23 protein-coding genes are annotated in these 26,585 nt (G+C 70.5%); 14 read left to right on the top strand and 9 right to left on the bottom strand.

Features of this window, described 5'->3' with window-relative positions:
• The first annotated feature begins 14 nt into the window (after positions 1 to 14).
• Both MUN76_RS04895 and MUN76_RS04890 read left to right on the top strand, forming a co-directional pair.
• Positions 15 to 1,514, top strand: a complete 1,500-nt coding sequence (locus tag MUN76_RS04895; RefSeq protein WP_244687684.1) for an APC family permease — start codon at positions 15 to 17, stop codon at positions 1,512 to 1,514.
• Between the two features lie 91 nt (positions 1,515 to 1,605).
• Positions 1,606 to 2,400 (top strand): gamma-glutamyl-gamma-aminobutyrate hydrolase family protein, encoded by a 795-nt coding sequence (locus tag MUN76_RS04890; RefSeq protein ID WP_244687662.1) that lies wholly within the window; start codon positions 1,606 to 1,608, stop codon positions 2,398 to 2,400.
• On the opposite strand, the gene MUN76_RS04885 is transcribed toward MUN76_RS04890, so the two are convergent.
• Together MUN76_RS04885 and MUN76_RS04880 are read right to left on the bottom strand one after the other, a co-directional pair.
• Entirely contained in the window at positions 2,397 to 2,861 is a 465-nt protein-coding gene (locus MUN76_RS04885; RefSeq protein WP_244687660.1) for a flavodoxin domain-containing protein, read from the bottom strand. The genes MUN76_RS04890 and MUN76_RS04885 overlap by 4 nt on opposite strands.
• A 39-nt stretch (positions 2,862 to 2,900) precedes the next feature.
• Positions 2,901 to 4,178 carry an FAD-dependent oxidoreductase gene (locus MUN76_RS04880; RefSeq protein WP_244687659.1) on the bottom strand — a complete coding sequence of 426 codons (1,278 nt, stop codon included), beginning with the start codon at positions 4,176 to 4,178 and terminating at the stop codon, positions 2,901 to 2,903.
• Between the two features lie 244 nt (positions 4,179 to 4,422).
• Here MUN76_RS04880 and MUN76_RS04875 point away from each other — a divergent pair, with 244 nt between their 5' ends.
• From MUN76_RS04875 to MUN76_RS04855, 5 genes are read left to right on the top strand one after another with little or no spacing between them, the layout of a single operon-like run.
• On the top strand, positions 4,423 to 5,652 hold the full coding sequence (locus tag MUN76_RS04875) for a cytochrome P450 (protein ID WP_244687657.1): 1,230 nt from the start codon (positions 4,423 to 4,425) through the stop codon (positions 5,650 to 5,652).
• Between the two features lie 30 nt (positions 5,653 to 5,682).
• Complete coding sequence (locus MUN76_RS04870; RefSeq protein ID WP_244687655.1) at positions 5,683 to 7,119, top strand: glutamine synthetase family protein; 1,437 nt, start codon at positions 5,683 to 5,685, stop codon at positions 7,117 to 7,119.
• Positions 7,116 to 7,862 (top strand): substrate-binding periplasmic protein, encoded by a 747-nt coding sequence (locus MUN76_RS04865; protein ID WP_244687653.1) that lies wholly within the window; start codon positions 7,116 to 7,118, stop codon positions 7,860 to 7,862. Before MUN76_RS04870 ends, MUN76_RS04865 begins: the two co-directional genes overlap by 4 nt.
• Positions 7,859 to 8,572 carry a gamma-glutamyl-gamma-aminobutyrate hydrolase family protein gene (locus MUN76_RS04860; RefSeq protein WP_244687652.1) on the top strand — a complete coding sequence of 238 codons (714 nt, stop codon included), beginning with the start codon at positions 7,859 to 7,861 and terminating at the stop codon, positions 8,570 to 8,572. The genes MUN76_RS04865 and MUN76_RS04860 overlap by 4 nt, the downstream gene beginning before the upstream one ends.
• On the top strand, positions 8,569 to 9,312 hold the full coding sequence (locus MUN76_RS04855; protein WP_244687650.1) for a type 1 glutamine amidotransferase: 744 nt from the start codon (positions 8,569 to 8,571) through the stop codon (positions 9,310 to 9,312). The genes MUN76_RS04860 and MUN76_RS04855 overlap by 4 nt, the downstream gene beginning before the upstream one ends.
• On the opposite strand, the gene MUN76_RS04850 is transcribed toward MUN76_RS04855, so the two are convergent.
• From MUN76_RS04850 to MUN76_RS04840, 3 genes are read right to left on the bottom strand one after another with little or no spacing between them, the layout of a single operon-like run.
• The gene (locus MUN76_RS04850) at positions 9,309 to 10,052 is read right to left on the bottom strand and encodes a cache domain-containing protein (RefSeq protein ID WP_244687648.1); all 744 of its coding nucleotides are present in this window, start codon (positions 10,050 to 10,052) and stop codon (positions 9,309 to 9,311) included. The two genes, MUN76_RS04855 and MUN76_RS04850, sit on opposite strands and share 4 nt — an antisense overlap.
• Entirely contained in the window at positions 10,049 to 10,834 is a 786-nt protein-coding gene (locus MUN76_RS04845) for a FadR/GntR family transcriptional regulator (protein WP_244687646.1), read from the bottom strand. The genes MUN76_RS04850 and MUN76_RS04845 overlap by 4 nt, the downstream gene beginning before the upstream one ends.
• Positions 10,835 to 10,841: 7 nt before the next feature.
• The gene (locus MUN76_RS04840; protein ID WP_244687644.1) at positions 10,842 to 14,579 is read right to left on the bottom strand and encodes a multifunctional oxoglutarate decarboxylase/oxoglutarate dehydrogenase thiamine pyrophosphate-binding subunit/dihydrolipoyllysine-residue succinyltransferase subunit; all 3,738 of its coding nucleotides are present in this window, start codon (positions 14,577 to 14,579) and stop codon (positions 10,842 to 10,844) included.
• Between the two features lie 248 nt (positions 14,580 to 14,827).
• On the opposite strand from MUN76_RS04840, the gene MUN76_RS04835 reads away from it, so the two are divergent.
• Complete coding sequence (locus MUN76_RS04835; protein WP_244687642.1) at positions 14,828 to 16,162, top strand: hemolysin family protein; 1,335 nt, start codon at positions 14,828 to 14,830, stop codon at positions 16,160 to 16,162.
• Entirely contained in the window at positions 16,159 to 17,205 is a 1,047-nt protein-coding gene (locus tag MUN76_RS04830; RefSeq protein WP_244687641.1) for a hemolysin family protein, read from the top strand. The genes MUN76_RS04835 and MUN76_RS04830 overlap by 4 nt, the downstream gene beginning before the upstream one ends.
• A gap of 6 nt (positions 17,206 to 17,211) precedes the next feature.
• Here the strand turns inward: MUN76_RS04830 and MUN76_RS04825 are convergent, their stop codons facing one another.
• Positions 17,212 to 17,799, bottom strand: a complete 588-nt coding sequence (locus MUN76_RS04825) for a hypothetical protein (RefSeq protein ID WP_244687639.1) — start codon at positions 17,797 to 17,799, stop codon at positions 17,212 to 17,214.
• Between the two features lie 122 nt (positions 17,800 to 17,921).
• Positions 17,922 to 19,127 carry a homoserine O-acetyltransferase MetX gene (gene metX / locus MUN76_RS04820; protein WP_244687637.1) on the bottom strand — a complete coding sequence of 402 codons (1,206 nt, stop codon included), beginning with the start codon at positions 19,125 to 19,127 and terminating at the stop codon, positions 17,922 to 17,924.
• Positions 19,128 to 19,241: 114 nt separating this feature from the next.
• On the opposite strand from metX, the gene MUN76_RS04815 reads away from it, so the two are divergent.
• Both MUN76_RS04815 and MUN76_RS04810 read left to right on the top strand, forming a co-directional pair.
• Positions 19,242 to 20,096, top strand: coding sequence for a CPBP family intramembrane glutamic endopeptidase (locus MUN76_RS04815; protein WP_244687636.1), 855 nt, complete (start codon positions 19,242 to 19,244; stop codon positions 20,094 to 20,096).
• Positions 20,097 to 20,105: 9 nt separating this feature from the next.
• Complete coding sequence (locus tag MUN76_RS04810; protein ID WP_244687634.1) at positions 20,106 to 20,810, top strand: DNA alkylation repair protein; 705 nt, start codon at positions 20,106 to 20,108, stop codon at positions 20,808 to 20,810.
• 83 nt (positions 20,811 to 20,893) lie between these two features.
• On the opposite strand, the gene MUN76_RS04805 is transcribed toward MUN76_RS04810, so the two are convergent.
• Positions 20,894 to 22,219 carry a bifunctional o-acetylhomoserine/o-acetylserine sulfhydrylase gene (locus MUN76_RS04805; RefSeq protein WP_244687632.1) on the bottom strand — a complete coding sequence of 442 codons (1,326 nt, stop codon included), beginning with the start codon at positions 22,217 to 22,219 and terminating at the stop codon, positions 20,894 to 20,896.
• A gap of 140 nt (positions 22,220 to 22,359) precedes the next feature.
• Between MUN76_RS04805 and MUN76_RS04800 the strand changes: the two genes are divergently transcribed.
• Positions 22,360 to 23,130 carry an SDR family oxidoreductase gene (locus MUN76_RS04800; protein ID WP_244687630.1) on the top strand — a complete coding sequence of 257 codons (771 nt, stop codon included), beginning with the start codon at positions 22,360 to 22,362 and terminating at the stop codon, positions 23,128 to 23,130.
• Between the two features lie 11 nt (positions 23,131 to 23,141).
• Positions 23,142 to 23,849, top strand: a complete 708-nt coding sequence (locus MUN76_RS04795; RefSeq protein WP_244687628.1) for a uracil-DNA glycosylase — start codon at positions 23,142 to 23,144, stop codon at positions 23,847 to 23,849.
• Positions 23,850 to 23,855: 6 nt separating this feature from the next.
• On the opposite strand, the gene MUN76_RS04790 is transcribed toward MUN76_RS04795, so the two are convergent.
• Positions 23,856 to 24,872 (bottom strand): arginase family protein, encoded by a 1,017-nt coding sequence (locus MUN76_RS04790; protein WP_244687626.1) that lies wholly within the window; start codon positions 24,870 to 24,872, stop codon positions 23,856 to 23,858.
• A gap of 124 nt (positions 24,873 to 24,996) precedes the next feature.
• Between MUN76_RS04790 and hutH the strand changes: the two genes are divergently transcribed.
• Complete coding sequence (gene hutH, locus MUN76_RS04785; RefSeq protein ID WP_244687625.1) at positions 24,997 to 26,574, top strand: histidine ammonia-lyase; 1,578 nt, start codon at positions 24,997 to 24,999, stop codon at positions 26,572 to 26,574.
• The last annotated feature ends 11 nt before the right edge of the window (positions 26,575 to 26,585 follow it).

The following is a 26,585-nucleotide window of genomic DNA, read 5'->3' as shown; positions in this document are numbered from 1 at the left end:
AGTACCTGACGACCATGGATACCGCGAACCCACCAGTCGAGCACGACGAGGATGCCGCCCACCTCGCGTCTCTCGGCTACACCTACGACACGACCTTCAAGCGAGAGATGAGTTTCTGGGGAAACGTCTCGCTCGGATTCACCTACCTCTCACCGATCGCCGGCGTCTACTCGATGTTCGCGATTTCGCTCGGGACCGCGGGGCCGCCCATGGCCTGGGCGCTCGTCATCGCCCTCGTCGGACAGTTCTTCGTCGCCCTCATCTTCGGTGAGGTCGTCTCGAACTACCCGGTCGCGGGTGGCGTCTACCCCTGGTCGCGCCGACTGTGGGGCCGCAAGTGGGCCTGGATGAACGGCTGGATCTACGTCGTCGCCCTGATCGGCACGATCGCCGCGGTCGCCTACGGTGCCGCACCCTTCGTCGCTTCGGTCTTCGGCGGGGTGGTCGACGCCGGCGGCACGGTGCTCATCGCACTCGGCACGCTGCTCGTCGCGACGGTCCTCAACTTCATGGGGACGCGCGTGCTCAGCATGGCCGCGACGATCGGCCTGATCGCCGAGCTCGTGGGCTCCGTGGTCATCGGCGGCTACCTGCTCATCTTCGGCCGGGTGCACGACTTCTCGGTGCTCTTCGACAACCAGGGCATCGGCAACGACGCCCCGGGCGGCTACTTCGGAGCCTTCGCCGCCGCGGCGCTGATCGGCCTCTTCGCCTACTACGGCTTCGAAGCCAACGGCGACGTCGCCGAGGAGATCAAGGACCCCAGTCGCCGGGTGCCGCGCGCCATGCGGATCACCCTCTACATCGGCGGCTTCGCCGCGAACCTCCTGGTCTTCTCGCTGGTGCTCGCGGTGCCCGACTTTGCAGCGGTCGCGAGCGGCGAGTCCACGGATCCGATCGGCGACCTGCTGCACAATGCCTTCGGCCCGATCTTCCCGGTCGTCATGCTCGTCATCGTCATCGCCTTCATCTCGTGCATCACGAGCCTGCAGGCCGCGGCGAGCCGTCTGCTCTACTCGATGGCGCGTGACCGGTTCCTGCCGGGATCGACGATGCTCGCCCGCTTCAACGAGGCGCGGCACGTGCCGCAGAACGCGCTGCTCGCGGCGGGTCTCTTCCCCGCGGCCGTGGTCGTGTTCTCGCTCCTGCTCGCCGAGGCGCTCACCGCGATGGTCGGCTTCGGCACGGTCGGCATCTACGTCGGCTTCGGCATGGTCGTGCTGGCGGCACTCCGGGCCCGCATCCTCGGCTGGAAGCCTGCGGGTCGGTTCACCCTCGGCGCCTGGGCCTACCCGGTGAACATCATCGCCCTGCTCTGGGGTGCGATCGCGATCATCAACATCCTCTGGCCGCGCCCCACGGGCGGCGGCTGGGCGGAGGACTACCTGCTGATCATGACCACCGTCGGTGTGGTGGTCGTCGGCTGGATCTACATGCTGGTCTCCAAGGCCTACGCGCGCGGTGACGCCCCCTCGGGCGACGCCAGCGGGGCCATCAAGACGGTCGCCCCGTAGATCGACCGGCTCCTCCGAACTCCGGGCGGCTCCAGCGGGGCCGCCCGGAGTTCTCTCTGCGCAGCGACCCGCTGCGGAAAGGATGTGTCCGATGGCCGATCTGGCGGTCGATCCCGCACTCTTCGCTCCGGGAACGGGGGAGTCCCCGGAGGATCCCGCGGGTCCGCTCATCCCGGTCGTGGTCTCGCTCAACACTCCCGGCATGAATCAGCTGTCGTACGACCTGACGCGGGAGTTCACCCTCACCGCGTTCGAGGCCGTGCGTGCCGCGGGCGGGCGTCCGCGCCTGGTGGACTCCGCGGCCGTCTCGCTGACGCCGTCGGACGCGGTGCTCGCAGGGGCGTCGGCGGTGCTCTTCCTGGGCGGCGGAGACGTCGACGGCTCGTGCTACGGGTACACCGGCCCGCCACCCGCGAACGAGTACGGCGTCGACCTCCGCGCTGATCGGTACTGCATCGAGCTCCTGCACGAGGTCGTGGCGCGGGATCTTCCGATGCTCGCGATCTGCCGGGGGTCGCAGCTGCTGAACGTGGCGTTCGGGGGCACGCTGATCCCGGACATCGAGAACTGGTCGCAGCACCGCGGCGGCGCCGGATCCCCGCTCTTCATCGACGAGGAGGTGCGGCTCGAGGAGGGTTCCGAGATCGCCCGGATCCTCGGCACGTCCGCGGTGACCGTGCGGAACGGGCATCACCAGGCCGTCGCCGAGGTCGCCCCGGCGCTGCGCGTGACCGCTCGTGCCCACGACGGCATCGTCGAGGGCACGCAGCACCGCACGGCGAGCTGGGTGCTCGGCATCCAGTGGCACCCGGAGGAGTCGGCGGCCGACCTCGAGGATCGGGCGCGCCTGTTCGGGGCGCTCGTGGAGCGGGCGAGGAGAGCCTAGGCGGAGGCGGGCTCGGCGGCGGCCTCGAGCACGCCCGGGAGCCACTCGAGCGCGACGTCGCTGCCGAGGTCCCACGACGAGGCGTCGTGCCGACCGTACTCGCCAACACGGATCGCGCCCTGCGCGGCGAACCGGCGGTCGATGTGCTCGCTGCCCTGGCTGTAGGTGGCCTCGTAGAACGTGTCACCGAGCCCGAACATGGCGTAGCGCATCCCCGTCAGGTCGGGGAGTGCCGCATCGAAGGCCTCCGCGAACGGGATCGCCGTGTTCGGCAGGTCGCCGTCGCCGTGCGTGGAGCAGACCACGATCACGAAGCGGTCGGCGCCCAGGCTCGCGGGATCGGTGTCCTGCAGGTCGGCGACCTCGACGTCGAGCTCGGTCTCGCGGAGCTTGGCGCCGAGATCCTCGGCGATGAGCTCGGAGTTGCCGGATTCGGTGCCGTAGAGAACGGTGAACTTCACGGGGGTCTTCCTCTCGTCTGGGGTGTGCACGGGCCCGGTCTACGCCCGGTCGTGTGCGATGGCGACCATCCGGTCGTGGTCTGAGATCTTGCGGCGGATCCGGCCCGACGGGGCGAGCTCGCGCTCGTGCTGCTCGAGTCGGAGCCACTGCGCGTAGTCGACGGACGCGGCGCGGACATCGGCCGGCAGCCCGTCGAAGCCGAGTCTAGTCTCCGAACCCGGGAGTGCGCCCGACGTGACGTCCGCGACGATCTCCTCGGCGACCGACTTGGCGCAGGCGCGGTTCTCAGGGATCCCACCGCTCGGGCCGCGCTTGGCCCACCCGGTGCGGTACAGGCCCGGCTCGATCCCCCCGACCTCCGAGTGGTCGGCGAGCAGCTCGGCGAGGGGGTCGGACGCAGCGAACCCCACGGCGGTGATGACGCTCGTCGCCGGCACGACGACCACGTCGTCGCCCGCGGCGAATTCCACGGCCTCGACGCGCTCCTCGCCGAGAATCCGGACGGGGATCACCCCGAATCGCAGGGTGACCGCGGGGCCGGGATGCGCGGGGCGCTCGCTCGCGACGAGCTCCTCGACCGCGGCGAGGCGGCCGGCCTGGGCGCGGTCGAGCGCGCCGTCGTCGGCGAGCGCACTGCCGGGGTCGTCGGGCAACCGGTAGACGGCACGGGGGAGCGCGGCGAGCTCGCGGAGCATCTGCGCGTCGCCCTTCGCGTGCGCAGCATCGGACCGGCTCGCGACGGTCACGCGTGCGGCCGGGCTGCCGAGATACCGCTCGAGCGCGGGATCCGCGATGTCGCTGGCGTCGTAGTCGCTCTCGGCCTTCACGAGAAACCGCAGGAGATCGAGCGCGACGTTCCCGGCGCCGATCAGCACGACGTCGGAGCCGAGGTCGGGCAGTGTCGTCGGCTCGTCCGGGTGCGCATTCAGCGCCCGGGTCACGGTGCCGGCCCCGATCACCCCGGGCAGCTCGCCGCCCGGGAGCGCGAGCGCACGATCCGCGCTCAGCCCGGTTGCGAGCACCACGGCGTCGAAGTGCGCGCGGAGCTCGTCGAGACCCACGTCGCGCCCCAGCTCGACGTTGCCAGCGAAGCGAACATTGCCCGCCTGGAACAGGCGCTCGAACTGACGGGTGATGGCCTTCGTGTGCTGATGGTCGGCGGCGACGCCGTAGCGGATCAGGCCGAACGGCGACGCGAGGCGATCGATGATCGTGATCTCGGCGTGCGGCAGGCTCCGAAGGAGCGCCTGCGCCAGGTAGCACCCCGAGGGGCCGCTGCCCACGATGGCGATCTGGGGGCCGGGGGATCCGGGCATCGCGGCTCCTTTGCGTGCGGGCGACTGAGGTGCGAGAGAAGGGGTCCGCAGCAGCCTATCTGGGGACCCGGTGAGGCCAGTGTACCCGTAAATCTTCACTATGTGAATGTTTTATTGCGATTGCGTTTCGCGATTCCTGCGAGTTCGTTACGGAGACTTGCGCTGGAATACATTCACCTATAGTTTATTTGGACAACGGGCTTCGCGGTGACACGCAGACCGGATATTCGACGAAGGAGTACGAATGGCCACCCAGACCGACGACACCGAAGTGCCGTACCTCGATATCGCCGCTCCCGAGTTCGCCATGAGCTCGGAGCAGGTGCGCGAAGCGCGCGAGCGCAGCTGGTACGCGGAGACGAACTACGGCTACGGCGTGCTCCGGTACCGCGAGGTCTCGGAGCTGCTCAAGCACCCGAGCTTGAACCAGGGCAGCGCGAAGTGGCCGGATCACCACGGCGTGCACTCCGGGCTGTTCCACGACTGGTGGTCCAAGAATCTCCTGGTGCTGGAAGGGGAGGAGCATCACCGCATCCGCCGCCTCCTCAACCCCGCGTTCTCCCCGACGGTGGCCCGCCGCCTGGAGCCCGAGTTCGCGGAGATCGCCACCGAGCTCATCGACGCCATGAAGGCGAAGGCGGCGAGCGGCGAGGAGATCGAGTTCGTCGGCGACTTCGCCGAGCCGTTCGCCACCCGTGCCCTGTGCGCGATGATGGGACTCTCGCACGAGCACTGGCCGTTCATCGCGGACCGGGCGAACACGGTCGGCTACGCGCTCAGCGTATCCATCAAGGAGGACATCGAGCGGATCGACGTGGCGGTGCAGGAGCTCTACGACTTCGTCGATCAGCTGATCCGCGAGCGCAAAGCCGACCCCGGTCAGGACGTGGTGTCGCGGCTCGTGCAGTTCTCCGAGGCCGGAGACAAGCTCACGGACGCCGAGCTCCGCAACGCGCTCGTACTGATGCTGTTCGGCGGCATGGACACCACCCGCAACCAGCTCGGACTCATCCTGCAGACCTTCATGCGGAACCCGGAGCAGTGGGAGCTGCTGGCCGAGCGCCCGGCGGAGCTGGCGAAGCCGGCGCTCGAAGAGGCGCTGCGGGCCAACCCGACGACCCGCTGGGTGACCCGCGAGGCGAACGAGGACTTCGAGTACCAGGGGCTGCGGATCGCGAAAGGCACCACCGTGCACCTCTTCACGATGTCGAGCGGCACGGATCCCGAGGCCTACCCCGACCCCCAGATCGACATCGAGGCGGAGGGCCGCAAGCCCCACCACACCTTCGGCGGCGGCGTGCACCACTGCCTCGGGCACTACATCGCCCGCGCCGACATGAGCGTCGCGCTCCCGCTCCTCGCCGAGTCGTTCACGGACCTCTCCTGCCCGGGCGGCGACACCTGGCTCCCGGACTCGGGCAATCACGGCCCCGTGCGACTCCCCATCACCTTCACCGTGCGCGACCGCGCGTGATCCCGACCTTCCAACGACGAAAGGACCCCCATGTCTGACCTCAAGACCGGCGGACGCTTCGGCGCGGCGCTGCGCGAGATTCTCGCGGACGACACCGCCTTCGCGCGGCACCAGGAGGCGAACCTCCGGCCGGAGACCGTCGCCGCCCTCGGCGCGAAGATCCGGGAGCACGGCGTGAAGTACATCTACTATATGCTGCCGACCGTGGGATCGCGCACCGTCGCGAAGGTCGTGCCCGCGAAGCACTTCGAGCGCAATCTGAAGAAGGGGATCGCGTTCCACCGCACCGCGCTCACCGACCTTCAGACGAGCCGCGAGGGCGAGCTCATCGGCGGAGGCGTCGCCGCGCACGAGTTCTGGGGACTCCCGGAGCCGGAGACCTTCGACGTGCTGCCGTGGGATCCGGAGGTCGCGCGGATCTTCTGCACCGCGTACGAGCCGCCGCACCTCGGCGAGGTCGGTGGGCGCCTACTGCCGCTCGACACCCGGGCCCTCTTCAAGGCCGCGCACGCCGGATTCACGGAGCGCACGGGCCTCGAGCTGCGCAGCGGCCTCGAGCCGGAGATGACGTGGAGCGGCCCGGGCACCGAGGTCATCTCCAAGGAGGATCAGAGCCCCGCGTATCAGGTCGAGAACCTCGAGAAGATGCGCCCCATGTACAAGAAGGTCATCTCGTACGCCCAGGAGCTCGGACTCGACATGATCGAGGGGGACTACGAGGACGACGGGCAGGTGGAGCTGAACTGGAACTACGACCGCGCGGATCTCACCGCCGAGCGGATGACCACCTACCGGCAGATCTGCAAGCAGGTCGCGCGCGAGCTCGGCCTGCAGGCGAGCTTCATGCCGAAGCCCTACAACGGCAAGATGGGCAACGGCTGCCACCACAACCTCAGCCTCTGGCGGGTCGCCGATGACGGCACGGCCGAGAACGTGATCGAGGACGGCCGCGTGGAGCTGCACGTCACCGAGCTCGCCCGGCACGCCATCGCCGGAATGCTGCTGCACACCCCGGGCTCGATGCTCGTCATGGGATCCACCGTGAACTCCTACAAGCGGTACTGGGACGCGGGGCAGTTCGCGCCGTCCGGCGCCGACTGGGGCCTCGACACCCGCGGGGTGGCGATCCGGATCTCCTCGAACGGGCGCATGGAGTACCGGCTGCCGGACGCCTCCGTGAACCCCTACCTCTCGCACCTCTACCTGCTCGCGTCGATCGAGCACGGGCTCGAGGCGAAGCTCGACCCCGGGGAGCCCGGCGAGCACAGCGAGGTGCTCTCGGGCATCGTCGTGCCGAACACCCTGGGCATGGCGATCGAGGCCTTCGAGGCCGACGAGTACCTCATGGGCGCGATCCCCGAGGCGCTCACCAAGATCTTCATCCAGCTCAAGCGGGATGAGTGGGCTCGCTACTGCGGCCTGATCACGCAGTGGGAATTCGATCAGTACTGGGAGGCAATTCCGTGACCGACAGCACCCGCACCACCCGCACCATCCGACTCGCCTGCATCGACTCGGAAGCGCTGCCGCTCTTCTCGAAGAGCACCGACGGGCGCACGCGCGGCGGCTACGAGCCCGAGGCCGCCCAGCTCGTCTTCGACCGGCTCGGCGCGGCCGTCGAGTGGGTCATGGTGCCCTGGGACGACATGATCCCGTCCGTGCGCAGCGGCGCCGCCGACGCCGTCTGGTGCGGTCAGGGCATGACCGAGGAGCGCGCGGCGCTCGTCGACTTCACGCACCCCTACGCGGTCTTCAACGAGACGCTCATCGTGCGGGCCGACGATCCGGCGCGCTCCGCGGACGCCCTCGCCGGCTACAAGATCGGCGCGATCGCGAACTCGACGAACATGAAGCTCGCCGAGACGTTCCCCGGCGTCGAGCTCGTGAGCTTCGGCGCGAGCGACGACGTCTTCGGTGACATGATCGAGGCCACCCGCTCCGGGGCGATCGACGGCTTCGTGGACGACGACGTCGTGATGATCCCGCTCGGCCAGGAGGACCCCGACTTCGTGGAGGCCTTCACGGTGCTCACCGGCAATCGCTGGGGGATCGGGGTCGCCCCGGGCAACGACGCGCTCCGGTCCGAGATCAACGCGGCGCTCGAGGCGGTCATCGCCGACGGCTCGCTCGAGGCGGTCTGGACGAAGTGGATGCCGCTCCTGCCCTTCCCCCTCTCCGCCGCCGCGCTCGAGGGGAACGGCGCCGCGTGAGCACCCCGCGGATCGGCGTGACCGGGATGTGGTCGAACCAGATCCACGGGCTGCGCTTCGACGGCAGCGCGGTCTCCGCCGCGGTGCTGCGCTCCGTGATCCGGGCCGGCGGGGAACCGCTGACCCTGTTCGCGGAGAGCGCGCTGCCGGCCGAGGAGCGGGTGCGGGATCTCGACGGCCTGCTCGTGCCGGGCGGCTCCGACGTCGATCCCGCGCGCTACCGGCAGGAGCCCGATCCCGCGACCTCCCCGGCCGACTTCGCCGCGCAGGATCAGTTCGAGGCCGACCTCATGGCGGCCGCGATCGCGCAGGGGGTGCCCGTGCTCGCGATCTGCCGCGGGTTCCAGCTGCTGAACGTCGAGCACGGCGGCACCCTGGTGCAAGACGTGCCCGCCGACAGTCCGCACCGCAACAGCGTGCACGACGTGACGCTCGCCGCGGACTCGGCGCTCGCCGCCGCGATCGGGCGGTCCGAGCTGCCGGTCTCCTCGTACCACCACCAGGCGGTCGACCGGGTGGGCGACGGCCTGCGGGTCGTGGGCCGGGCGTCGGACGGGGTGGTCGAGGCGCTCGAGCACCCGACCGCCGACCTCATCGCTGTACAGTGGCATCCGGAAGACACCGCGGCGACCGACGTGACACAGCACGCGATCTTCCGGTGGATCGTGGATCGGGCGCGGGATCGCGCCGCAGAAAGGGACGCAACATGAGTCGCGCACGTGTGCTGGTCGTTGAGCACCAGGAGAATGCCGGCCTCGGCCTGCTCACCTCGAGTCTGGTCGAGGGCGGTGCCGAGCTCGACATCGTCGGCCCCGACGTCGGACGGGCCGTGCCGGAGTCGCTCGACGGCTACGACGCCCTGATCGTGCTCGGCGGTGCCATGGGCCCGATGGAGGACGACACCTCGCCCTGGCTCCCCGCCACGCGGCACCTCCTCGCCACCGGCATCGAGCAGCAGGTCCCGACGCTCGGGATCTGCCTCGGCGCGCAGCTCATGGTCTCGGCGACCGGCGGCCACGTGCGCACGATGCCCGAGGGGCCCGAGATCGGCTTGCATTCCGTCGCGTTCAGCGAGACCGCGGCGGGAGACCCGCTCTTCGGCGAGCTCAGCGCGACCTCCGTGCCGGTCGTGCAGTGGCACTACCTCGAGGCCGATCGCCTCCCCGAGCAGGCCACGCTGCTCGCGTCGAGCGCCGCCTGCGCGAACCAGGCCTTCCGCGTCGGCCCCGCCGCGTGGGGCGTGCAGTTCCACCCCGAGGCCCTCGGCCAGACGGCGGCGGAGTGGGTGGAGGAGGACGAGGAGAGCCTCGCCGAGCTCGGGATCGAGGGCGACGCCGTGATCCGCGGGGTACGCGAGGCCGAGCCCGCGCTCACCGACGTGTGGTCGGAGCTGGCCCGCCGGTTCGCGAAGCTGGCGGCGAGCAGCGAGCCCGCCGCGGCGAGCAGCTAGCCCGCCGCGACGAGCAGTTGGATTTCGCTCGAGAGCGGTTCGAGCGGTACTCGGGTGAAACCGTCGACGACGGGCGGCACCCAGTCGCCCGGGAGGAAGCGCGAGGTGTTGCCGAAGAGCACCGTGCCGTGCCGCCCGAGCAGCACGGTCTCGACGGGGCTCCGCAGGAGCAGCGGCATGAGCGCCCGCTCGAGATCCTCGACCTGCATGTCGTTGCCGACGGCGCCCACCCGGCGGCCGTCGATCTCGGCCGGCACCGTGAGGGTCATTACGTAGGCCTCGACGCCGAGGTAGTCGATGTACGGCCCCACGAGGGCGGGCGTGCCCTCGTGGAAGGCGCGGATGAACCACTCGTGCTGCTCGTAGTCGTAGTACCGATCCGCGCCGGGCACAACACCGAAGGAGTACCGCGCGAAGCGCGACTCGTCCTCGCGCACCCACCACTCGAGGTGGCCGTTCTCGGTGCCGAGCGCCGAGTGGGCGAAGATGAGGCCGCAGCCGTCGACGGTCTCGTTGTCGGCGAGGAAGCGCACGGCCGCGGCCTTGAGCTTGCGCTTGGTGGTCTCGCTCAGGTCGATGTTGCCCGCGGCGTCGAACCCGAGGTACGCGATCAACTCGTCGGCGAGCGTGCGGAGGTGCCCGAATCGCTCGGCGAACCAGCTGCGGAGGAGATCGAGCGTCTCGTCGACGGACACCGCACCCGGAGCCGGCATCGGCGGGGTCGAACCCGCGCCGCTCACGACACCGCCTCCGTGCGCTGCGCCGTGCGGGCCGGGAGCTCGCGGACGCCGAGCCGCAGTTTGGCTTCGATGATCATGCGGATGTTCCCCCTGACGTGATCGACCGCGATGCGCTGCGCGTCATCGGGGCGCTGCTGCTCGATCGCCATGATCAGCGACAGGTGTTCCGTGAACGCGAGCTGGCCGGAGGCGCGCGTGAGGTCCTCGCACCACAGGAACGGGCCGAGCTCGGCCTGCAGACCCTGCTCCGCGGTGAGGAGGCGCTGGGAGTGGCTCAGCACCGCGATCTCGACGTGGAACCGGCTGTCGGCCATCGAGAGCTCCTGGGCGCCGCGCGCTTCTCGAGCGCGGAACGCGAGCTCCGCGAGGCGGGTGCGGAAGTCGGGCGGTGTGCGCTCGGCCGCGAGTCGGGCCGCCATGCCCGAGACCGCCGAATGCTCGTCGGCGATGTCGCGCAGCACCACGATGCTCGTGCTGCGGAGGGTCGACGTGAGCGACTCGGTCGAGGGGAACGGCGCCTGCACCACGAACGTGCCGCCGTTGCGGCCGCGCCGGGTCTCGACGATGCCCTGCGCGCGGAGCGTCGCGAGCGCCTTGCGCAGGGTCGCGACCGCGATCCCGAACTGGCTCGCGAGCTCCGCCTCGGGCGGCAGCCGCTCGCCCACGGTGAGCATGCCGACGGAGATCGCGGACGCGATGCGCTGCGCGATCCCGCCGACCTGCTGCCCGGTGACGTCCCCGTCGCCGTGCACCGCGGGGTGCCCCAGGAGCGGCTTGTGCATGCGGGTCCTAGTCGTCGCTGTCGAAGTGCAGCGCCCGGGAGACGAGCGCCTCCTGCTCCATGGCGTGCACCTTGGCCGATCCGGTTGAGGGCGCGGCCGAGGCCGCGCGGGAGACCAGGCGGATGCGGTCGTTCGCCAGCTGCTTCGACAGCTCCAGGGAGATGAAGGGCCAGGCGCCCTGGTTCTCCGGCTCGTCCTGCACCCACACCAGCTCGGCACCGGGGTACTGCGTGAGCACCCGCCCCAGCTGCGCGACCGGCATCGGGTAGAACTGCTCGACGCGGACCAGGGCCACGCGCGGATCCGGATTCTTGTCGAGCGCGACGCGGAGGTCGTAGTACGTCTTGCCCGACACCAGGACGACGCGCGTCACCGCGTTGGCGTCGATGACCTGCGGGTCGTCGATCACCGGCTGGAACGTGCCGGTCGTGAAGTCCTCGATGCTCGAGGTCGCGCCGCGCAGCCGCAGCATCGACTTCGGGGTGAAGACCACGAGCGGCTTACGGGGGCGGGCGTACGCCTGCCGCCGCAGCAGGTGGAAGTAGTTGGCCGGGGTCGAAGGGCGCGTGACGATCATGTTGTCCTCGGCGCAGAGCTGGAGGAACCGCTCGATGCGCGCCGAGGAGTGGTCGGGACCCTGACCCTCGTAGCCGTGGGGCAGGAGCATCACGACGGAGGACTGCTGGCCCCACTTCTGCTCGGCGGAGGAGATGAACTCATCGACGACGCTCTGCGCACCGTTGACGAAGTCGCCGAACTGCGCCTCCCACAGCACGAGGGCGTCCTCGCGCTGCAGCGAGTAGCCGTACTCGTAGGCGAGCGCGGCGTACTCGGAGAGCAGCGAGTCGTAGATCCAGAACCGTGCCTGCTCCTCGGAGAGGTTCAGCAGCGGGATCCACTCCTGTCCGTTCGCCCGGTCGTGGAAGACCGCGTGGCGCTGCGCGAAGGTGCCGCGGCGCGCGTCCTGGCCCGCGAAGCGCACCGCGGTGCCCTCCATGAGCAGGGCGCCGAGGGCGAGCAGCTCGCCGAAGCCCCAGTCGATGCCGCCCTCGCGCGTCATGGTGAAGCGCTTGTTGAGCAGCTGCTGCAACTTCGGGTGCACGGTGAAGCCCTCGGGCTTGTTCGCGAACGCGTCGCCGATGCGCTCGATCACGGTGACGTCGACGGCCGTCTGGAGCGGCGCGGGGCCGGGGCCGCCGGCCTCGGCGATCTCGCCGATCCCGCTCTGGTCGATCACCGGGATCGCGCCGGTCTGCGCGGCGTGCGTCTCCTGGAACGCGAGCTCGAGGCGATCCTGGAAGTCCTGCTTCGCCTTCTCGTACTCCTCCTCGGTGATGTCACCGCGGCCGACGAGCGAGCTCGTGAAGAGCCGACGGGTCGAGCGCTTCGCCTCGATCAGGTCGGTCATGAGCGGCTGGGTCATCGAGGGATCGTCGCCCTCGTTGTGCCCGCGTCGGCGGTAGCAGATGAGGTCGACGATCACGTCGACGTGGAACCGCTGGCGGAATGCGTAGGCGAGCTTCGCGACGCGCACGACGGACTCGGGGTCGTCGCCGTTCACGTGGAAGATCGGGGCCTGCACGACCTTGCCCACGTCGGAGGAGTAGACCGCCGAGCGGGAGTCGGTGGGCAGCGTGGTGAAGCCGACCTGGTTGTTGATGATGACGTGGATCGTGCCGCCCGTGCGGTAGCCGCGCAGCTGCGACATCTGCATCGTCTCGTACACCACACCCTGACCGGCCATCGCGGCGTCGCCGTGGATGATGAGGGGGAGGGTCGTGAACGAGCCGATCGGCTTCAGGTCCTGCTTCGCGCGGACGATGCCCTCGAGCACGCCGTCGACGGTCTCCAGGTGGGAGGGGTTCGCGGCGAGGTGGACCGGCACCTGGGTGCCGTTGGGTGCCGTGAACATGCCCGTCGTGCCGAGGTGGTACTTGACGTCGCCCGACCCCGCCTTCGTCGCCTGCGCGCCCTCGAACTCGCGGAAGATCTGACCGTAGGTCTTGCCCGCGATGTTGGAGAGGACGTTGAGGCGGCCGCGGTGGGCCATGCCGATGTCGACCGAGTCGACGCCGTCCTCTGCAGCGTCGATGAGCATCGCGTCGAGGAGCGGGATCACCGACTCGCCGCCCTCGAGGCTGAAGCGCTTCTGCCCGACGTACTTGGTCTGCAGGAAGGTCTCGAAGGCCTCGGCCTCGTTGAGCTTCTCGAGGATGCGCAGGTGCTCGTCGTGACTCGGCTTCGTGTACGGCACCTCGAGCTGCTCGCGCAGCCAGGTGCGCTGCACGGGATCCTGGATGTGCATGTACTCGATGCCGATCTTGCGGCAGTACGAGTCGCGGAGCACGCCGAGGATGTCGCGGAGCTTCATGCTGCGCCTGCCGCCGATGCCACCGGTGACGAACTCGCGGTCCAGGTCCCAGAAGGTCAGGCCGTGCGACTCGATCTCGAGGTCGGGGTGCGTGCGCTGGCGGTACTCGAGCGGGTCGGTGTCGGCCATGAGGTGGCCGCGGACCCGGAAGGAGTTGATGAGCTCCTGGACGCGGGCCGACTTGTCGACGGCGCCGGAGATGTCGACGTGGATGTCGTGCGCCCACTGGACAGGCTTGTAGGGGATGCGGAGCGCCGAGAAGATGTCCTCGTAGAAGCTGTGGCCGCCGATGAGGCGCTCGTGCACGAGCTTCAGGAACTCGCCGGAGCCGGCACCCTGAATGACGCGGTGGTCGTAGGTGCTCGTCAGCGTGATGGTCTTGCCGATGCCGAGGTTCGTGAGGACCTCGGGGGAGGAGCCCTGGAACTCGGCCGGGTACTCGAGGGCGCCCGCGCCGATGATGCTGCCCTGGCCCTGCATGAGGCGGGGCACCGAGTGCACGGTGCCGATGCCGCCGGGGTTCGTCAGGGAGATGGTGGTGCCCTGGAAGTCGTCGGCGCCGAGCTTGTTGTCGCGGCCGCGCTTCACCAGGTCCTCGTACGCGGCCAGGAACTCGTTGAAGTCCAGCGTCTCCGCGCGCTTGATCGACGGCACGAGCAGCGAGCGGGTGCCGTCCGGCTTCGGGACGTCGATCGCGATCCCGAGCCCCACGTGCGCCGGGGCGATGACGGAGGGCTTGCCGTCGACCTCGGCGTAGGCGACGTTCTGGCTGGGGAACTCCTTGAGCGTCTGGATCAGGGCCCAGCCGATGAGATGCGTGAACGACACCTTGCCGCCGCGACTGCGCCGCAGGTGGTTGTTGATCACGATGCGGTTGTCGATGAGGAGCTTCGCGGGGATCGTGCGGACGCTCGTGGCCGTCGGCACCGCGAGGCTCTGATCCATGTTCTTGGAGAGCGTCCGGGCCATGCCGCGCAGCGGGGTGACGCGGTCCTCTTCGGCGGGGGCGAGCGGCGCGTTCGACGACGGGGTCGCGCGCGGGGCGTCGGCCGGGATCGGCGCCGTGCGCGGGGCTGCGTTCGTCGTGCGCGCGGTCTGCGTGGGGGTGGTGATCGGAGAGGTCACGGGGTGACTGGTCGCGGCCGGAGCGGCGGTCGGCGCGGGCGCTGCGGCGGGCGTCGCAGCGGGGGGCGCGGACTGGGCCTCAGCCGCTGCCGGAGAGCTCGCGTACTGCTCGAGCACGGGCCACCACGATTGATCCACGGAGTTCTTGTCGACCTGATACTGCTTCCACAGCTCATCGACAAGCCAAGCGTTTGCACCGAAATCTCCTGCGGGACCATCCTGACCGGTGGTCTCCGTGCGCTCAGCCAAAGCGACTTCCTCTCGTTGTCATGCCGAAGGGTGGCAAAAGGGGGGGTACCCGGGGGTGCCGACACCATAGCCGCACCACAGACAAGCCTACGCCCTCCGTGCGGCTCGCACATGAATACGAACCGGGTGAATCTTCAGCGCGGTCTGTGTAGAGTGGTCGTGATTATGGACGTAGACTCTCGCAGACCGTCAGACCCCCCGAGTACCGGCCGCGCTGAAGCGCGGCTTCTCTCTGTCCGAGGCATCCGGTGAACGACTGGGCTCTCCTCGGCATCGGCATTCTCCTCACCGTCGGCACGGGCATCTTCGTCGCGTCGGAGTTCTCGCTCGTCGCACTCGACCGGCAAGACCTCGAGCGGCGGCGCTCCGGGGGTGAGGGCGGCCTCGATCGAGTCATCCGCGGCCTCTCCCGCACGTCGACGCATCTCTCGAGCGCCCAGCTCGGCATCACTCTCACCACCCTGCTTGCGGGCTACACCCTCGAACCCGCCATCAGCGGCTTCCTCGACGGGCCGCTCGGGGCGATCGGGGTGCCCGCGGAGCTCCGGCGCACGATCAGCGCCCCGCTCGCCATCATCGTGGCGACCGTGTTCTCGATGATCGTGGGCGAGCTCGTGCCGAAGAACTTCGCGATCTCGAAGCCGCTCGCGACGGCGAAGCTCGTGATGCCCGCGCAGGCCGCGTTCACGACGACCTTCAAGCCCGCGGTCGCACTGCTGAACGGCAGCGCGAACGGGATCCTCCGCGGCATCGGCATCGAGCCGAAGGAGGAGCTCTCCGGCTCCCGCTCGGCGGAGGAGCTGTCCTCCCTCGTGCGCCACTCGGCGAGCGCGGGGCTGCTCGAGGCCGACACGGCCACCCTGCTCGATCGTACGCTCCGCTTCGCCGAGCGCACTGCGGGCGATGTCATGACGCCCCGACTGAAGATCGAGAGTGTGCAGCGACTCGAACCGGCTCAGGCGGTACTCGAGCTTTCGGGGCGCACGGGGCTCTCGCGGTTCCCCGTCATCGACGAGGATCGCGACGACGTGATCGGCGTCGTGCACGTGAAGCAGGCGGTCGCCGTGCCGCGCGCGAAGCGGGCGGAAGTGCCGGTCGCGGCGCTCGCGGAGGACGTGGTGCGCGTGCCCGACACGATGCGGCTCGACCAGCTCCTGGAGGAACTGCGGAACGCCGGCTTCCAGGTCGCCATCGTCGTCGACGAGTACGGCGGCACCGCCGGCATCGTCACCCTCGAGGATCTCGTCGAGGAGATCGTGGGCGAGGTCGCCGACGAGCACGATCGCGCCGCGGCCGGGGTCGTCGGCACGGCCGACGAGATGACGTTCCCCGCCGACCTGCGGCCCGACGAGGTCCTGGAGCAGACGGGGATCGTCGTGCCCGAGGACGACGAGTACGACACGGTCGCTGGCTACGTGCTGCGCGAGCTCGGCCGCATCCCCGAGGTCGGGGCCGAGGCGACGCTGCCCGACGGCGGCACGCTGCGCGTCGAGCGGATGGACGGGCGGCGGATCGCCCGACTGCGCTACACGAGCCCCCCGGTCGTGGGCGACGCGGAGCCGAACGACGGAGGACGCGCATGAGCGACTGGTTGGGCATTCTCTGGCTGGTCCTGCTGCTGATCGCCAACGCGTTCTTCGTGGGCGCGGAGTTCGCCGTCATCTCGGCGCGGCGCTCGCAGATCGAGCCGAAGGCCGAGGCGGGATCCAAACGCGCGAAGACCGCGCTGTACGCGATGGAGCACGCGACGCTCATGCTCGCGACGAGCCAGCTCGGCATCACCGTGTGCTCGCTGCTGATCCTGAACGTCTCCGAGCCCGCGATCCACCACCTGCTCGAGGGGCCGCTCGCCTGGACCGGCATGTCCGCCGAGGTCGTGAGCATCGTGGCGTTTGTGCTGACGCTGCTCGGCGTCTCGTACCTGCACGTGGTGTTCGGCGAGATGGTGCCGAAGAACGCGGCCTTCTCGATGCCGGATCAGGCCGTGCTGCTCCTCGCGCCCCCGCTCGTGTGGGTGTCGCACGTGCTGCGCCACGTCATCGCGGCGCTCAACGCCATCGCGAACGGCGTGCTGCGGCTGTTCAAGGTCGAGCCCAAGTCCGAGACCACGAGCACCTACACGCTGGAGGAGGTGGCCAGCATCGTCAGCCACTCCACCCGCGAGGGGGTGCTGGAGGACCGCAGCGGCGCGCTGACCGCGGCGTTCGAGTTCACGACGAAGCAGGCGCGCGACCTCCTGGTGCCGCTCGACCGCCTGGTCGTGCTCCCCGCCGGATCGACCCCACTCGACGTCGAGACCGCGGTCGCCCGACACGGGTTCTCCCGGTATCTCATCGCGGGGCCGACCGGCGACCTCGAGGGGTACGTGCACATCAAGGATCTCGTGCGGCTGGGGGAGGACCGGATCGGTGAGCCGATCCCGGCGAAGCGGATCCGCGAGATGGTGTCGATGCACGCCGATACCGAGCTCGAGGACGTGCTCGCGCGGCTGCAGGCCCGCGGGATCCACCTGGCGCGCATCTACGAGAAGTCGGGCGAGGAGCTCGGGGTCGTCTTCCTGGAGGACGTCATCGAGGAGCTCGTCGGCGAGGTGCACGACGCCACGCGGCGGCGGCGCTTCTCCTAGCGGGGACTACTCCGCGGTGAGCGCCACGTGGGCCGAGATCTCCTCGATGCCCGGGTGGTCGCCCGCCATGAGCAGATTGCCCGGGATCGCGAACGTCACGTCGAACTCGGCCGCGCGATCGGTGAGCACGCTCGGCAGCAGGCGGACGCTCGTGCCGTGCTGCTCGAGCCCGTTCACGGAGAGCGTGCCGGTCGCGTAGACGACGCCCTCGTCGCGTCCCTCGCGACGGAGCACCGTCGGTTCGGTCAGCACAAACGTCGCCTCGGTGATCCCGGCGACGGAGACCCCGAGTTCGGCGGCCGTGATGACCCCGTCCTGCATGATCATGTACCCGGAGGGCGTGACCTGATCCTGCACATCGGCGCCGAGTTCCGTCGTGTCGATCGGCGCGAGCAGCTGGACCTCGGACACGTGGTACACCTGCTCCGTCTGCACGTCGAGCAGGTCGGAGCCGGTGGCGGCGCGCAGTTCCGCTGCGGGTGGGCCTGAGATCCCCGGGGACGCGCAGGAGACGAGGCAGAGCGGGAGGGTCATCGTCACCGTCGCGAACACGCCGATCCTGCGCGCCGTGCGCGGTGCGTGCGTGCGTAACACCCTGGTGACTCCCTGCCGTGTGGACCTGTCCAGAGCCTACGGGGGCAAAGTGGGAGCAACGTGGGAGCAGGGTGTGAGCGCGCGGCGACCAGTGGGCGGGCAGCCGGGTGAGCGCGCGCCGATCAGTGGGCGAGCAGCCGGGTGAGCTGGGCGCCGACCAGGGCGAACTCGATGAGGAAGGCGTCGTGCCCGAACGGGGACTCGATCCTGGTGGCCCGGTCGCCGTCGAGGTTGCCCGGGGTGTGCTGCGCGATCTCGTCCTGCCCCTCCAGCGTGAACAGCCGGTCGCTCGGGATCCCGAGCACCAGGGTGGGGAGATCGAGGGTGGAGAGCGCGGCGCGGACGCCACCCCGACCGCGCCCGACGTCGTGCGAATTCATCGCCTGCACGAGCGTGACGTAACTGTTGGCGTCGAATCGGCGGGTGAACTTGTTGCCGTGGAAGTCCAGGTACGACTCGACCGCGAAGCGCCCGCCCTTGCCGAGCGGGCTGACGGCCGACTGCCAGGCGCGGCCGAAGCGCTCGTCGAGTTCGGTGTTGCTGCGGTAGTTGAGCAGCGCGAGCCGGCGGGCCGTCGCGAGCCCGTGGTGGGGGCCGATCCCGTCGGGGGCGTCGTAGTAGTTGCCGCCGCGGTAGAAGGGGTCGGATCGGATCGCCTCGAGCTGCACGAGATTCAGCCCGATCTGATCCGCGGTCGTCACGGGCGGCGCGGCGATGACCGCGAGCCGCTCGACTCGCTGGGGGTGCGCGATCGCCCACTCCAGCGCGTGCATCCCACCCATCGAGCCGCCGATGACGGCGCGGAAGCGATCGATGCCCAGCTCGTCGGCGAACCTGGCCGTCGCCGCGACCTGATCCCGGATCGTCAAGTAGGGGAAGCGGCCACCCCACTCGCGGCCCGTCGGGTCGAGCGATCCCGGACCCGTCGATCCCTGGCAGCCGCCGAGCACGTTCGGGGCGATGATGCAGTACCGGTTCGTGTCGAGCGGCTTGCCGGGACCGACGATCTCCGTCCACCAGCCGTCGGTCGGGTGCCCGGGTCCCGCACTGCCCACGAGGTGACTGTCACCGGTGAGCGCGTGGAACACGAGGATGGCGTTGTTGCGCGCCTCGTTCAGCTCGCCGAAGGACTCGTAGGCGATGCGGGTGTTCGGGATCTCCTCGCCGGCCTCCGTCGTGAGCGGACCCAGTGAGACGAACGTGCGCTCGCCGACCGGGTCGCCGTCGCGCCAGCCGCCCGAGATCGGGGGGCGACCGAGCAGCGCCCGCAGCTGCGCATCGGTGATGAAATCGGTCGGGAACGAGTCCTCGGGCGTCTGCCAGTCCATAGTTGACCATTCTGCCCGGCTCGCGGGGCCGCCGGGGGAGTGTTACGCGGAGTCTCGGGGTGCGCCCGCTGAATCCTCTAGATTGGAACTCTCAGACGACAGCGAGGAGCCCCCATGTCCGATCCGCAGCACTCGAACGGTTGGCGGCGCTTCTGGCACCGGGGCACCTGGTGGAAGGCGCTGCTCCTCGTGGTCGGGTACTGGCTCGTCTATCAGCTCATCGGCCTCGGCACGTCGGCGCTGTTCCACGACGTGATCGACGTCGCGGACCCGCTCAGCAGCCCCGCGAGCATCTTCTTCGGCGTCGCGCTCCCGATCCTGCTCTCGGGCCTCCTGCTGATCGTGTTGGCGGCCTCGCTCGGGTGGGCCCGCGGGCTTTTCCGCCGGGAGTCGCTCCCGGGACGCCGGTGGATGTGGCTCGCCGTGCTGCTGGTCCTGATCCCGATCGTGCTCCGCCTGATCGGGACCCGATGGTCCGCCTACGCCGTCGCGACGGTGCTCGCGATCCTCGCGCTCGGGCTCTGCGTCGGGTTCGCCGAGGAACTGCTCACCCGCGGGTTCGTCGTGAATATCCTCCGGTCCGGCGGATACGGCGAGCGGGCGGTGCTCGTGCTGTCCGCGTCGTACTTCGCGATCATGCACGCGGGCAACGCGCTGCAGGGGCAGCCGTTGTCGACGGTGCTGGGCACCGTCGTGTACACCTTCGGATTCGGCGCCCTGATGTACCTGTCCCTGCGCGTGACGGGTCGCCTGGTGTGGGCGATCCTGCTGCACGCCGCGACCGATCCGACGACGATCCTCGCGACCGGAGGCATCGACGCCCACAACGCCGCGACCGCGGGAACATCGGGTCTGATCGGTGTCGCGGGGATCTTCAGCTTCGTCTACGTCGCGTTCGCGCTGGTCGCCATCTTCCTGGTCACGAATCGGACGAAGGTCGCACCCGTCGCGCCCGCCACGAGCGACTAGGGTGACACCATGAACGCCGCAGACGCCGCAGACGCCGCCCCCGCAGAGACCGTCGAGACCGTCGACGCGCTGCTCGCCGAGCTCGCCGCCCTCGAGGATCCGCGCGCCCGCGCCGTGAACGAGAAGCACGGCGACGATCACGGGGTGAACCTCTCGAAGCTGCGCGCCATCGCGAAGCGGCTGAAGAAGAACCAGCCGCTCGCGCGCGAGCTGTGGGCGACCGACGTCACGCCGGCCCGCCTCGTGGCGCTCCTCATCGCCCGCCCGCGCGAGTTCTCCGCCGGCGAGCTGGACACGATGCTGCGCGAGTCCCGCGTGCCGAAGGTGCACGACTGGCTCGTGAACTACATCGTGGGCAAGGGGCCGCACGCGGAGGAGCTGCGCGAGCGGTGGCTCGCGGATCCCGATCCCGTCGTCGCGAGCGCGGGCTGGGCTCTCACCTCCGACCGCATCGGGAAGCAGCCCGAGGGGCTCGACCTCACGGCGTATCTCGACACCATTGAGGCGGAGATGCCGGCGGCGCCGGATCGGCTGCAGTGGGCCATGAACTGGAGCCTCACCCAGATCGGGATCCACGATGCGGCACTGCGGCCGCGGGCCATCGATATCGGCGAGCGCCTGGGGGTGCTGCGGGACTACCCGACCCCTCCGGGGTGCACCTCGCCGTTCGCGCCGATCGCCATCGCCGAGATGGTCCGCCGCAAGGACGGCTGAACGCGGGATGCACGGCTGAGCGCCGCTGAACGACGCAACGGGGCCCGCCGGATCGGCGAACCCCGTTGCAGGAATCGATCGGACTACGCGTTCGCGGCGGCTGCCACGACGGCACGCGCGGCGGCGAAGCCCTGCTCGAGATCGGCCTTGATGTCGTCGATGTGCTCGAGACCCACTGACAGGCGCACGAGGCCCGGCGTCACACCCGCGGTGAGCTGCTGCTCCGGCGTGAGCTGCGAGTGCGTCGTCGATGCTGGGTGGATGATCAGGCTGCGCACGTCACCGATGTTCGCGACGTGGCTGAACAGCTCCACGTTCTCGACGACCGCGCGACCGGCGTCGACGCCCCCCTTGAGCTCGAACGCGAGCACCGCTCCGACGCCCTTCGGGGCGTACCGGTTGGCGGCCGCGTACCACGGGCTCGACGGCAGACCGGAGTAGTAGACGGTGGCGACGTCCTCGTGGGAGTCCAGCCACTCGGCCACCTCCTGCGCGTTCTGCACGTGGCGCTCGATGCGTAGCGACAGCGTCTCGATGCCCTGCAGCAGCAGCCAGGCGCTGAGCGGTGCGATCGAGGATCCCAGGTCGCGCAGGAGCTGCACGCGGGCCTTGATGATGTACGCGATGCCGTCGCCCACGGCACCCGTGTAGCTGACGCCGTTGTAGGACGGGTCGGGCTCCGTGAGGCCGGGGAACGTGTCGGCGTGCTGCGACCACGGGAAGGTGCCGCCGTCGACGATGACGCCGCCGAGGGTGGTGCCGTGACCGCCGAGGAACTTGGTGGCCGAGTGCAGCACGATGTCGGCGCCGTGCTCGAGCGGGCGCACGAGGTACGGGCTCGCGACGGTGTTGTCGATGATGAGGGGCACGTGGTTCTCGTGCGCCACGTCGGCGACGGTGCGGATGTCGAGCACGTTCGAGCGCGGGTTCGCGATGCTCTCCGCGAAGAACAGCTTCGTGTTCGGACGCACGGCGCGCTGCCACGCCGCCGGGTCATCCTGGTCTTCCACGAACGTGACCTCGACGCCGAGCTTCGCGAGCGTGTACTTGAAGAGGTTGTAGGTGCCGCCGTAGATCGAGCTCGAGGACACGATGTGGTCGCCGGCGTTCGCGATGTTCAGCACGGCGAACGTCGAGGCCGCCTGGCCGCTCGACAGCAGCAGGGCCGCGGTGCCGCCCTCGAGCGCGGCGATCCGCTCCTCGGCAACGGCCTGGGTCGGGTTCGTGATCCGCGTGTAGATCGGACCGAGCTCGGCGAGCGCGAATCGGTTGGCGGCCTGCGTGGTGTCCTCGAACACAAACGACGATGTCTGATGGATCGGGAGCGCGCGGGAGCCGGTGGTCGGGTCGGGCTGCTGGCCGGCGTGGATCTGTTGGGTTTCGAAGCCCCAGGTGGACTGGTCTGTCATGAATGACTCCTCGGAGACGGAATGAGTGTGGGTGGTGCTGCACCCGAGCGTACGGAGTGCCCCTGGGAAGAGCAACGGCCCGAGACACGACGCGTAATCTATATCTGCAGACGTACAGGCGGAGAAGCGAGGAGGCGCGGGTGCAGAAACGAGTGGTGGTGACCGGGGCGAGCTCCGGGATCGGGGCCGCGACCGTGCGGCGATTCGCAGCGCTCGGGTGGCAGACCGTCGCCGTCGCGCGCCGGGAGGATCGGCTGCGCGCGCTCGCCGACGAGACCGGAGCGCACGTCGTGGTCTGCGATGTCACGGACGAGGAGCAGGTGTCGCGGCTCGCCGCCGACGTCGCGGCGACGGGCGGGGCCACCGGACTCGTGAACAACGCCGGGGGCGCGTTCGGCGCGGATTCCGTCGAGCACTCCTCAAACGATGACTGGCGCGCGATGTTCGAGGTGAACGTGATCGGGCTGCGCTCGGTGACCGCGGCGCTCCTGCCCGTGCTCCGGGAGGGTGCGCGACGCGCCGGCTCGGCCTCGATCTTGAACGTCACCTCGACCGCCGGGCTCGACGCCTACCCGGGAGGCGGGGGCTACAACGCCGCCAAGTTCGGCGCCCACGCGGTGTCGAACGTGCTCCGGCTCGAGCTCGCGGGCGAGCCGATCCGCGTGCTTGAGCTCGCACCCGGCCTCGTGCACACCGAGGAGTTCACCCTCAACCGGCTGCGGGGCGACGCCGAGGCGGCGGCCAAGCCGTATCTCGACGTGGAGCCGCTGCGCGCGGAGGACGTGGCGGAGGTGCTCGTCGGGGCCTTCGAGCAGCCGCCGCACGTGAATCAGGACCTGATCGTGCTCCGGCCGGTCGCGCAGTCGAGCGTCTTCCACGTGCACCGCGGCCCGCTCGCGCCGCGGACCTGAGCGGACCCGTGATGCTGCAGGGCACCCCCTGGGCGCGGTCCGGGATCGCCTCGGACTGGGCCGCCGCGCTCGCCCCGATGGCGGATCGATTCACTGAGGTGGGCGCCTTCGTCACGGCGGAGCGCGCGTCCGGTGCGGAGGTGCTGCCCGATGACGACCGGGTGCTCGCGGCGCTGCAGCGGCCCCTCGCCGGGGTGCGCGTGCTCATCGTGGGGCAGGATCCGTACCCGACCCCCGGGCACCCGATCGGGCTCTCCTTCGCGACGGCGCCCGAGGTGCGGCCGATCCCGCGCAGCTTGCGCAATGTCTACCGGGAGCGCCAGGACGACCTGGGGATCGCGCCCGCCGTGCACGGCGACCTCACGCCCTGGGCGGACCAGGGGGTGCTGCTGCTCAACCGGGTGCTCACGGTGCGCGCGGGTGAGGCGGGATCGCACCGGCGGCGCGGCTGGGAGGACATCACCGAGCACACGATCCGGGCCCTCGCCGCGCGCGGCGGCCCGCTCGTCGCGATCCTCTGGGGTGCCGATGCGCGCGCGCTCGCGCCGCTCCTCGGCGGGGTGCCGCGCATCGAGAGCGCGCACCCGTCGCCGCTGTCGGCGTCGCGGGGCTTCTTCGGCTCCCGCCCGTTCAGCCGCGCGAACGCCGCGCTCGCAGCGCAGGGGGCGCCGGGCATCGACTGGGCACTGCCGGACGTGGACGAGGCCCGGCTGTTCTGAGGGCGCCTACCGCCCCAGCCGCTCGGCGAGCCCCGCGGCCGCCTCGAGCACGCACAGCGCCGCGAGCCGCACCGTGCGGCCGTCGGGGGTGTCCGCGGAGGCATCGACCTCGGCCAGGTCGATGCCTCGGACCCGGGTGTCGGCGGCGAGCAGTCGGGTGATCCGACGCAGCTCGTGGGCTTGAAGCCCGCCCGGGATCGAGGCGGGGCAGCCCGGGGCGACCGAGCGGTCGCAGACATCCACGTCGAGGTCCACGTGCACCGGGCCGCCGGCTGCTCCCGCGATCCGGAGCGCCTCGGCGACGACGTCGCCGAGCGCTCGGTCGTGCAGTTCGTCGCGGTGGATCACCGTGATGCCCCACGCCCGCGCCCGGTCGCGGTAGACGCGGGAGTTCGCGAAGTCGGCGATGCCGATCTGCACGACGCGGCGCGGGTCGAGGCCCGACTCGATCAGGCGCCGGACGGGGGAGCCGTTGCTGCGGCCGGTGCGGAGATCGTGGTGCGCGTCGAGGGTGATGAGCCCCGCGGTCGCGAGCGTGTCGTGCGGGGTTCCGACGCCGGCGATCCCGAGCGCGGCGGGCACCGTCAGCGCGTTGTCGCCGCCGAGGGCGACGACCAGGTCGGCGCGTGCCGCGAGGGCCGCGACCGCCGCCGTCGCGGCACGCTCGCCGGCCTCGGTGTCGGGGTCCGCGACGTCCCCGGCGTCGACGATCCGGAGCGCCTCGTCGAGCACGAGCTGCGCCTCGGCGCCGCGATCCTCGGGATCGCCGAGGGCGACGACGTGCCCGGAGTACCGCCGCAGCGCCGCGCGCACCGCGGCGGGTGTGACGTGCGCGTTGCTCGGCGACAGCGAGGTCCGCGACGTGGGGATGCCGAGGACCGCGAGGTCGACCCGCTCGGTGCCGGGGACGTCGCTCGCCGCCGCCCAGCCGCCCGTGCGCGGCCACTCGGGATCGTGCGCGAGGACGGGGGCGGGCGTGGACGAGGGCGAGGGCGAGGGCATGGGCTCAGTGTCGGGGCTCATAGCTGCGACGCTAGCAAGCGGGGGATGGTCGCGGTGATCCTGCCCCCGTCGATCGTCCGGGATCCCAGACGGATCGCGAGACGGAGCCCTGCCGCGAGGCACGCTCGTGCGATGAGATCGAAGCATGGAATCTCGTGCACGCACCTCGGTCGTCCTGGGCGACGCCCCGCTCACCATCAGCGACGTCGTCGACGTCGCGCGCAACGGCGCCACCGTCGCGCTCGGTGCCCGCGCCCTCGAGCGCGTCGCGGCGAGTCAGCGGGTCATCGCCGAGCTCGCGAGCGACACGCGCCCGCACTATGGCGTCTCCACGGGCTTCGGGGCGCTCGCCAAGGTGCAGATCCCGATCGAGAAGCGCCAGCAGCTGCAGCGCAGCCTGATCCGGTCGCACGCCGCCGGCACGGGGCCGGAGGTGGAGCGCGAGGTGGTGCGCGCCCTCATGCTGCTGCGCCTCAACACCCTGGCGAGCGGTCGCACCGGCGTGCGCCCCGTCGTCGCCGAGACGTATGCGGCGATCCTCAACGCCGGCATCACGCCGGTCGTGCACGAGTACGGCTCGCTCGGCTGCTCGGGCGATCTCAGCCCGCTGGCGCACTGCGCGCTGACGCTGCTCGGGGAGGGCGAGGTGCGGGTGAGTGAGGATCCGCACGCGCCGACGATTCCGGCGGCCGACGCGCTCGCCGCCGCGGGCATCGAGCCGATCGTGCTCGCGGAGAAAGAGGGCCTCGCGCTGATCAACGGCACGGACGGCATGCTCGGCATGCTCTGCCTCGCGCTGCACGACCTCGGCGGCCTGCTCCGGGTCGCGGACGTCGCGGCGGCCGCGAGCGTCGAGGCGCTGACCGGCACCGACGCGGTGTTCGCCGCCGACCTCCACGCGCTGCGCCCGCACCCGGGCCAGGGGGCCTCCGCGGCGAACATGCTGCGGGTGCTCGAGGGGTCCACGCTCATCCAGCGCCCCCGCGAGGGCGAGTTCACGCGGGTGCAGGACGCGTACTCGCTCCGGTGCGCCCCCCAGGTGCACGGCGCTGCCCGCGACACCGCCGCACACGCGACCGGCGTCGCGGGCATCGAACTCGTGTCGGCGATCGACAACCCCGTGGTGCTGCCCGACGGCCGGGTCGAGTCGAACGGCAACTTCCACGGCGCCCCCGTCGCCTACGTGCTCGACTTCCTGGCCATCGCGGTGGCCGACCTCGCGAGCATCTCCGAGCGCCGCACGGATCGGTTCCTCGACGTCTCCCGCAACCACGGCCTGCCGCCGTTCCTCGCCGCCGACGCCGGGCTCGACTCCGGTCTGATGATCGCGCAGTACACGGCCGCAGGCATCGTCGCGGAGCTCAAGCGGCTCGCGGCCCCGGCCTCGGTCGACTCGATCCCGTCGTCGGCGATGCAGGAGGATCACGTCTCGCTCGGCTGGCACGCCGGTCGCAAGCTGCGGCGATCGCTCGACGGGCTGGCCCGGGTGCTCGGGATCGAGCTGCTCGCGTCCACGCGCGCGCTCGACTTCCGGGCTCAGGATCCCGAGGCGGGGCGGCCGAGCGCGGCGACGGCCGCGGTGCACGCGCTCTTCCGCACGCGGATCCCCGCGCCGGAGACGGACACGTTCCTGTCGCCCACCATCACCGCCGCCGCGGAGTTCGTGGGATCGGGTGCGGTTCGCGACGCGGTGGAGCGCGCGCTCGGCACGCAGCTTGCCTGACCCAGCTCGTC

Origin of the sequence: Leucobacter rhizosphaerae (assembly GCF_022919175.1) — a bacterium.
Classification (GTDB): domain Bacteria; phylum Actinomycetota; class Actinomycetes; order Actinomycetales; family Microbacteriaceae; genus Leucobacter; species Leucobacter rhizosphaerae.
Note: the sequence above shows the minus strand (reverse complement) of the source record. Positions and strands in the feature narration are given on the sequence as shown.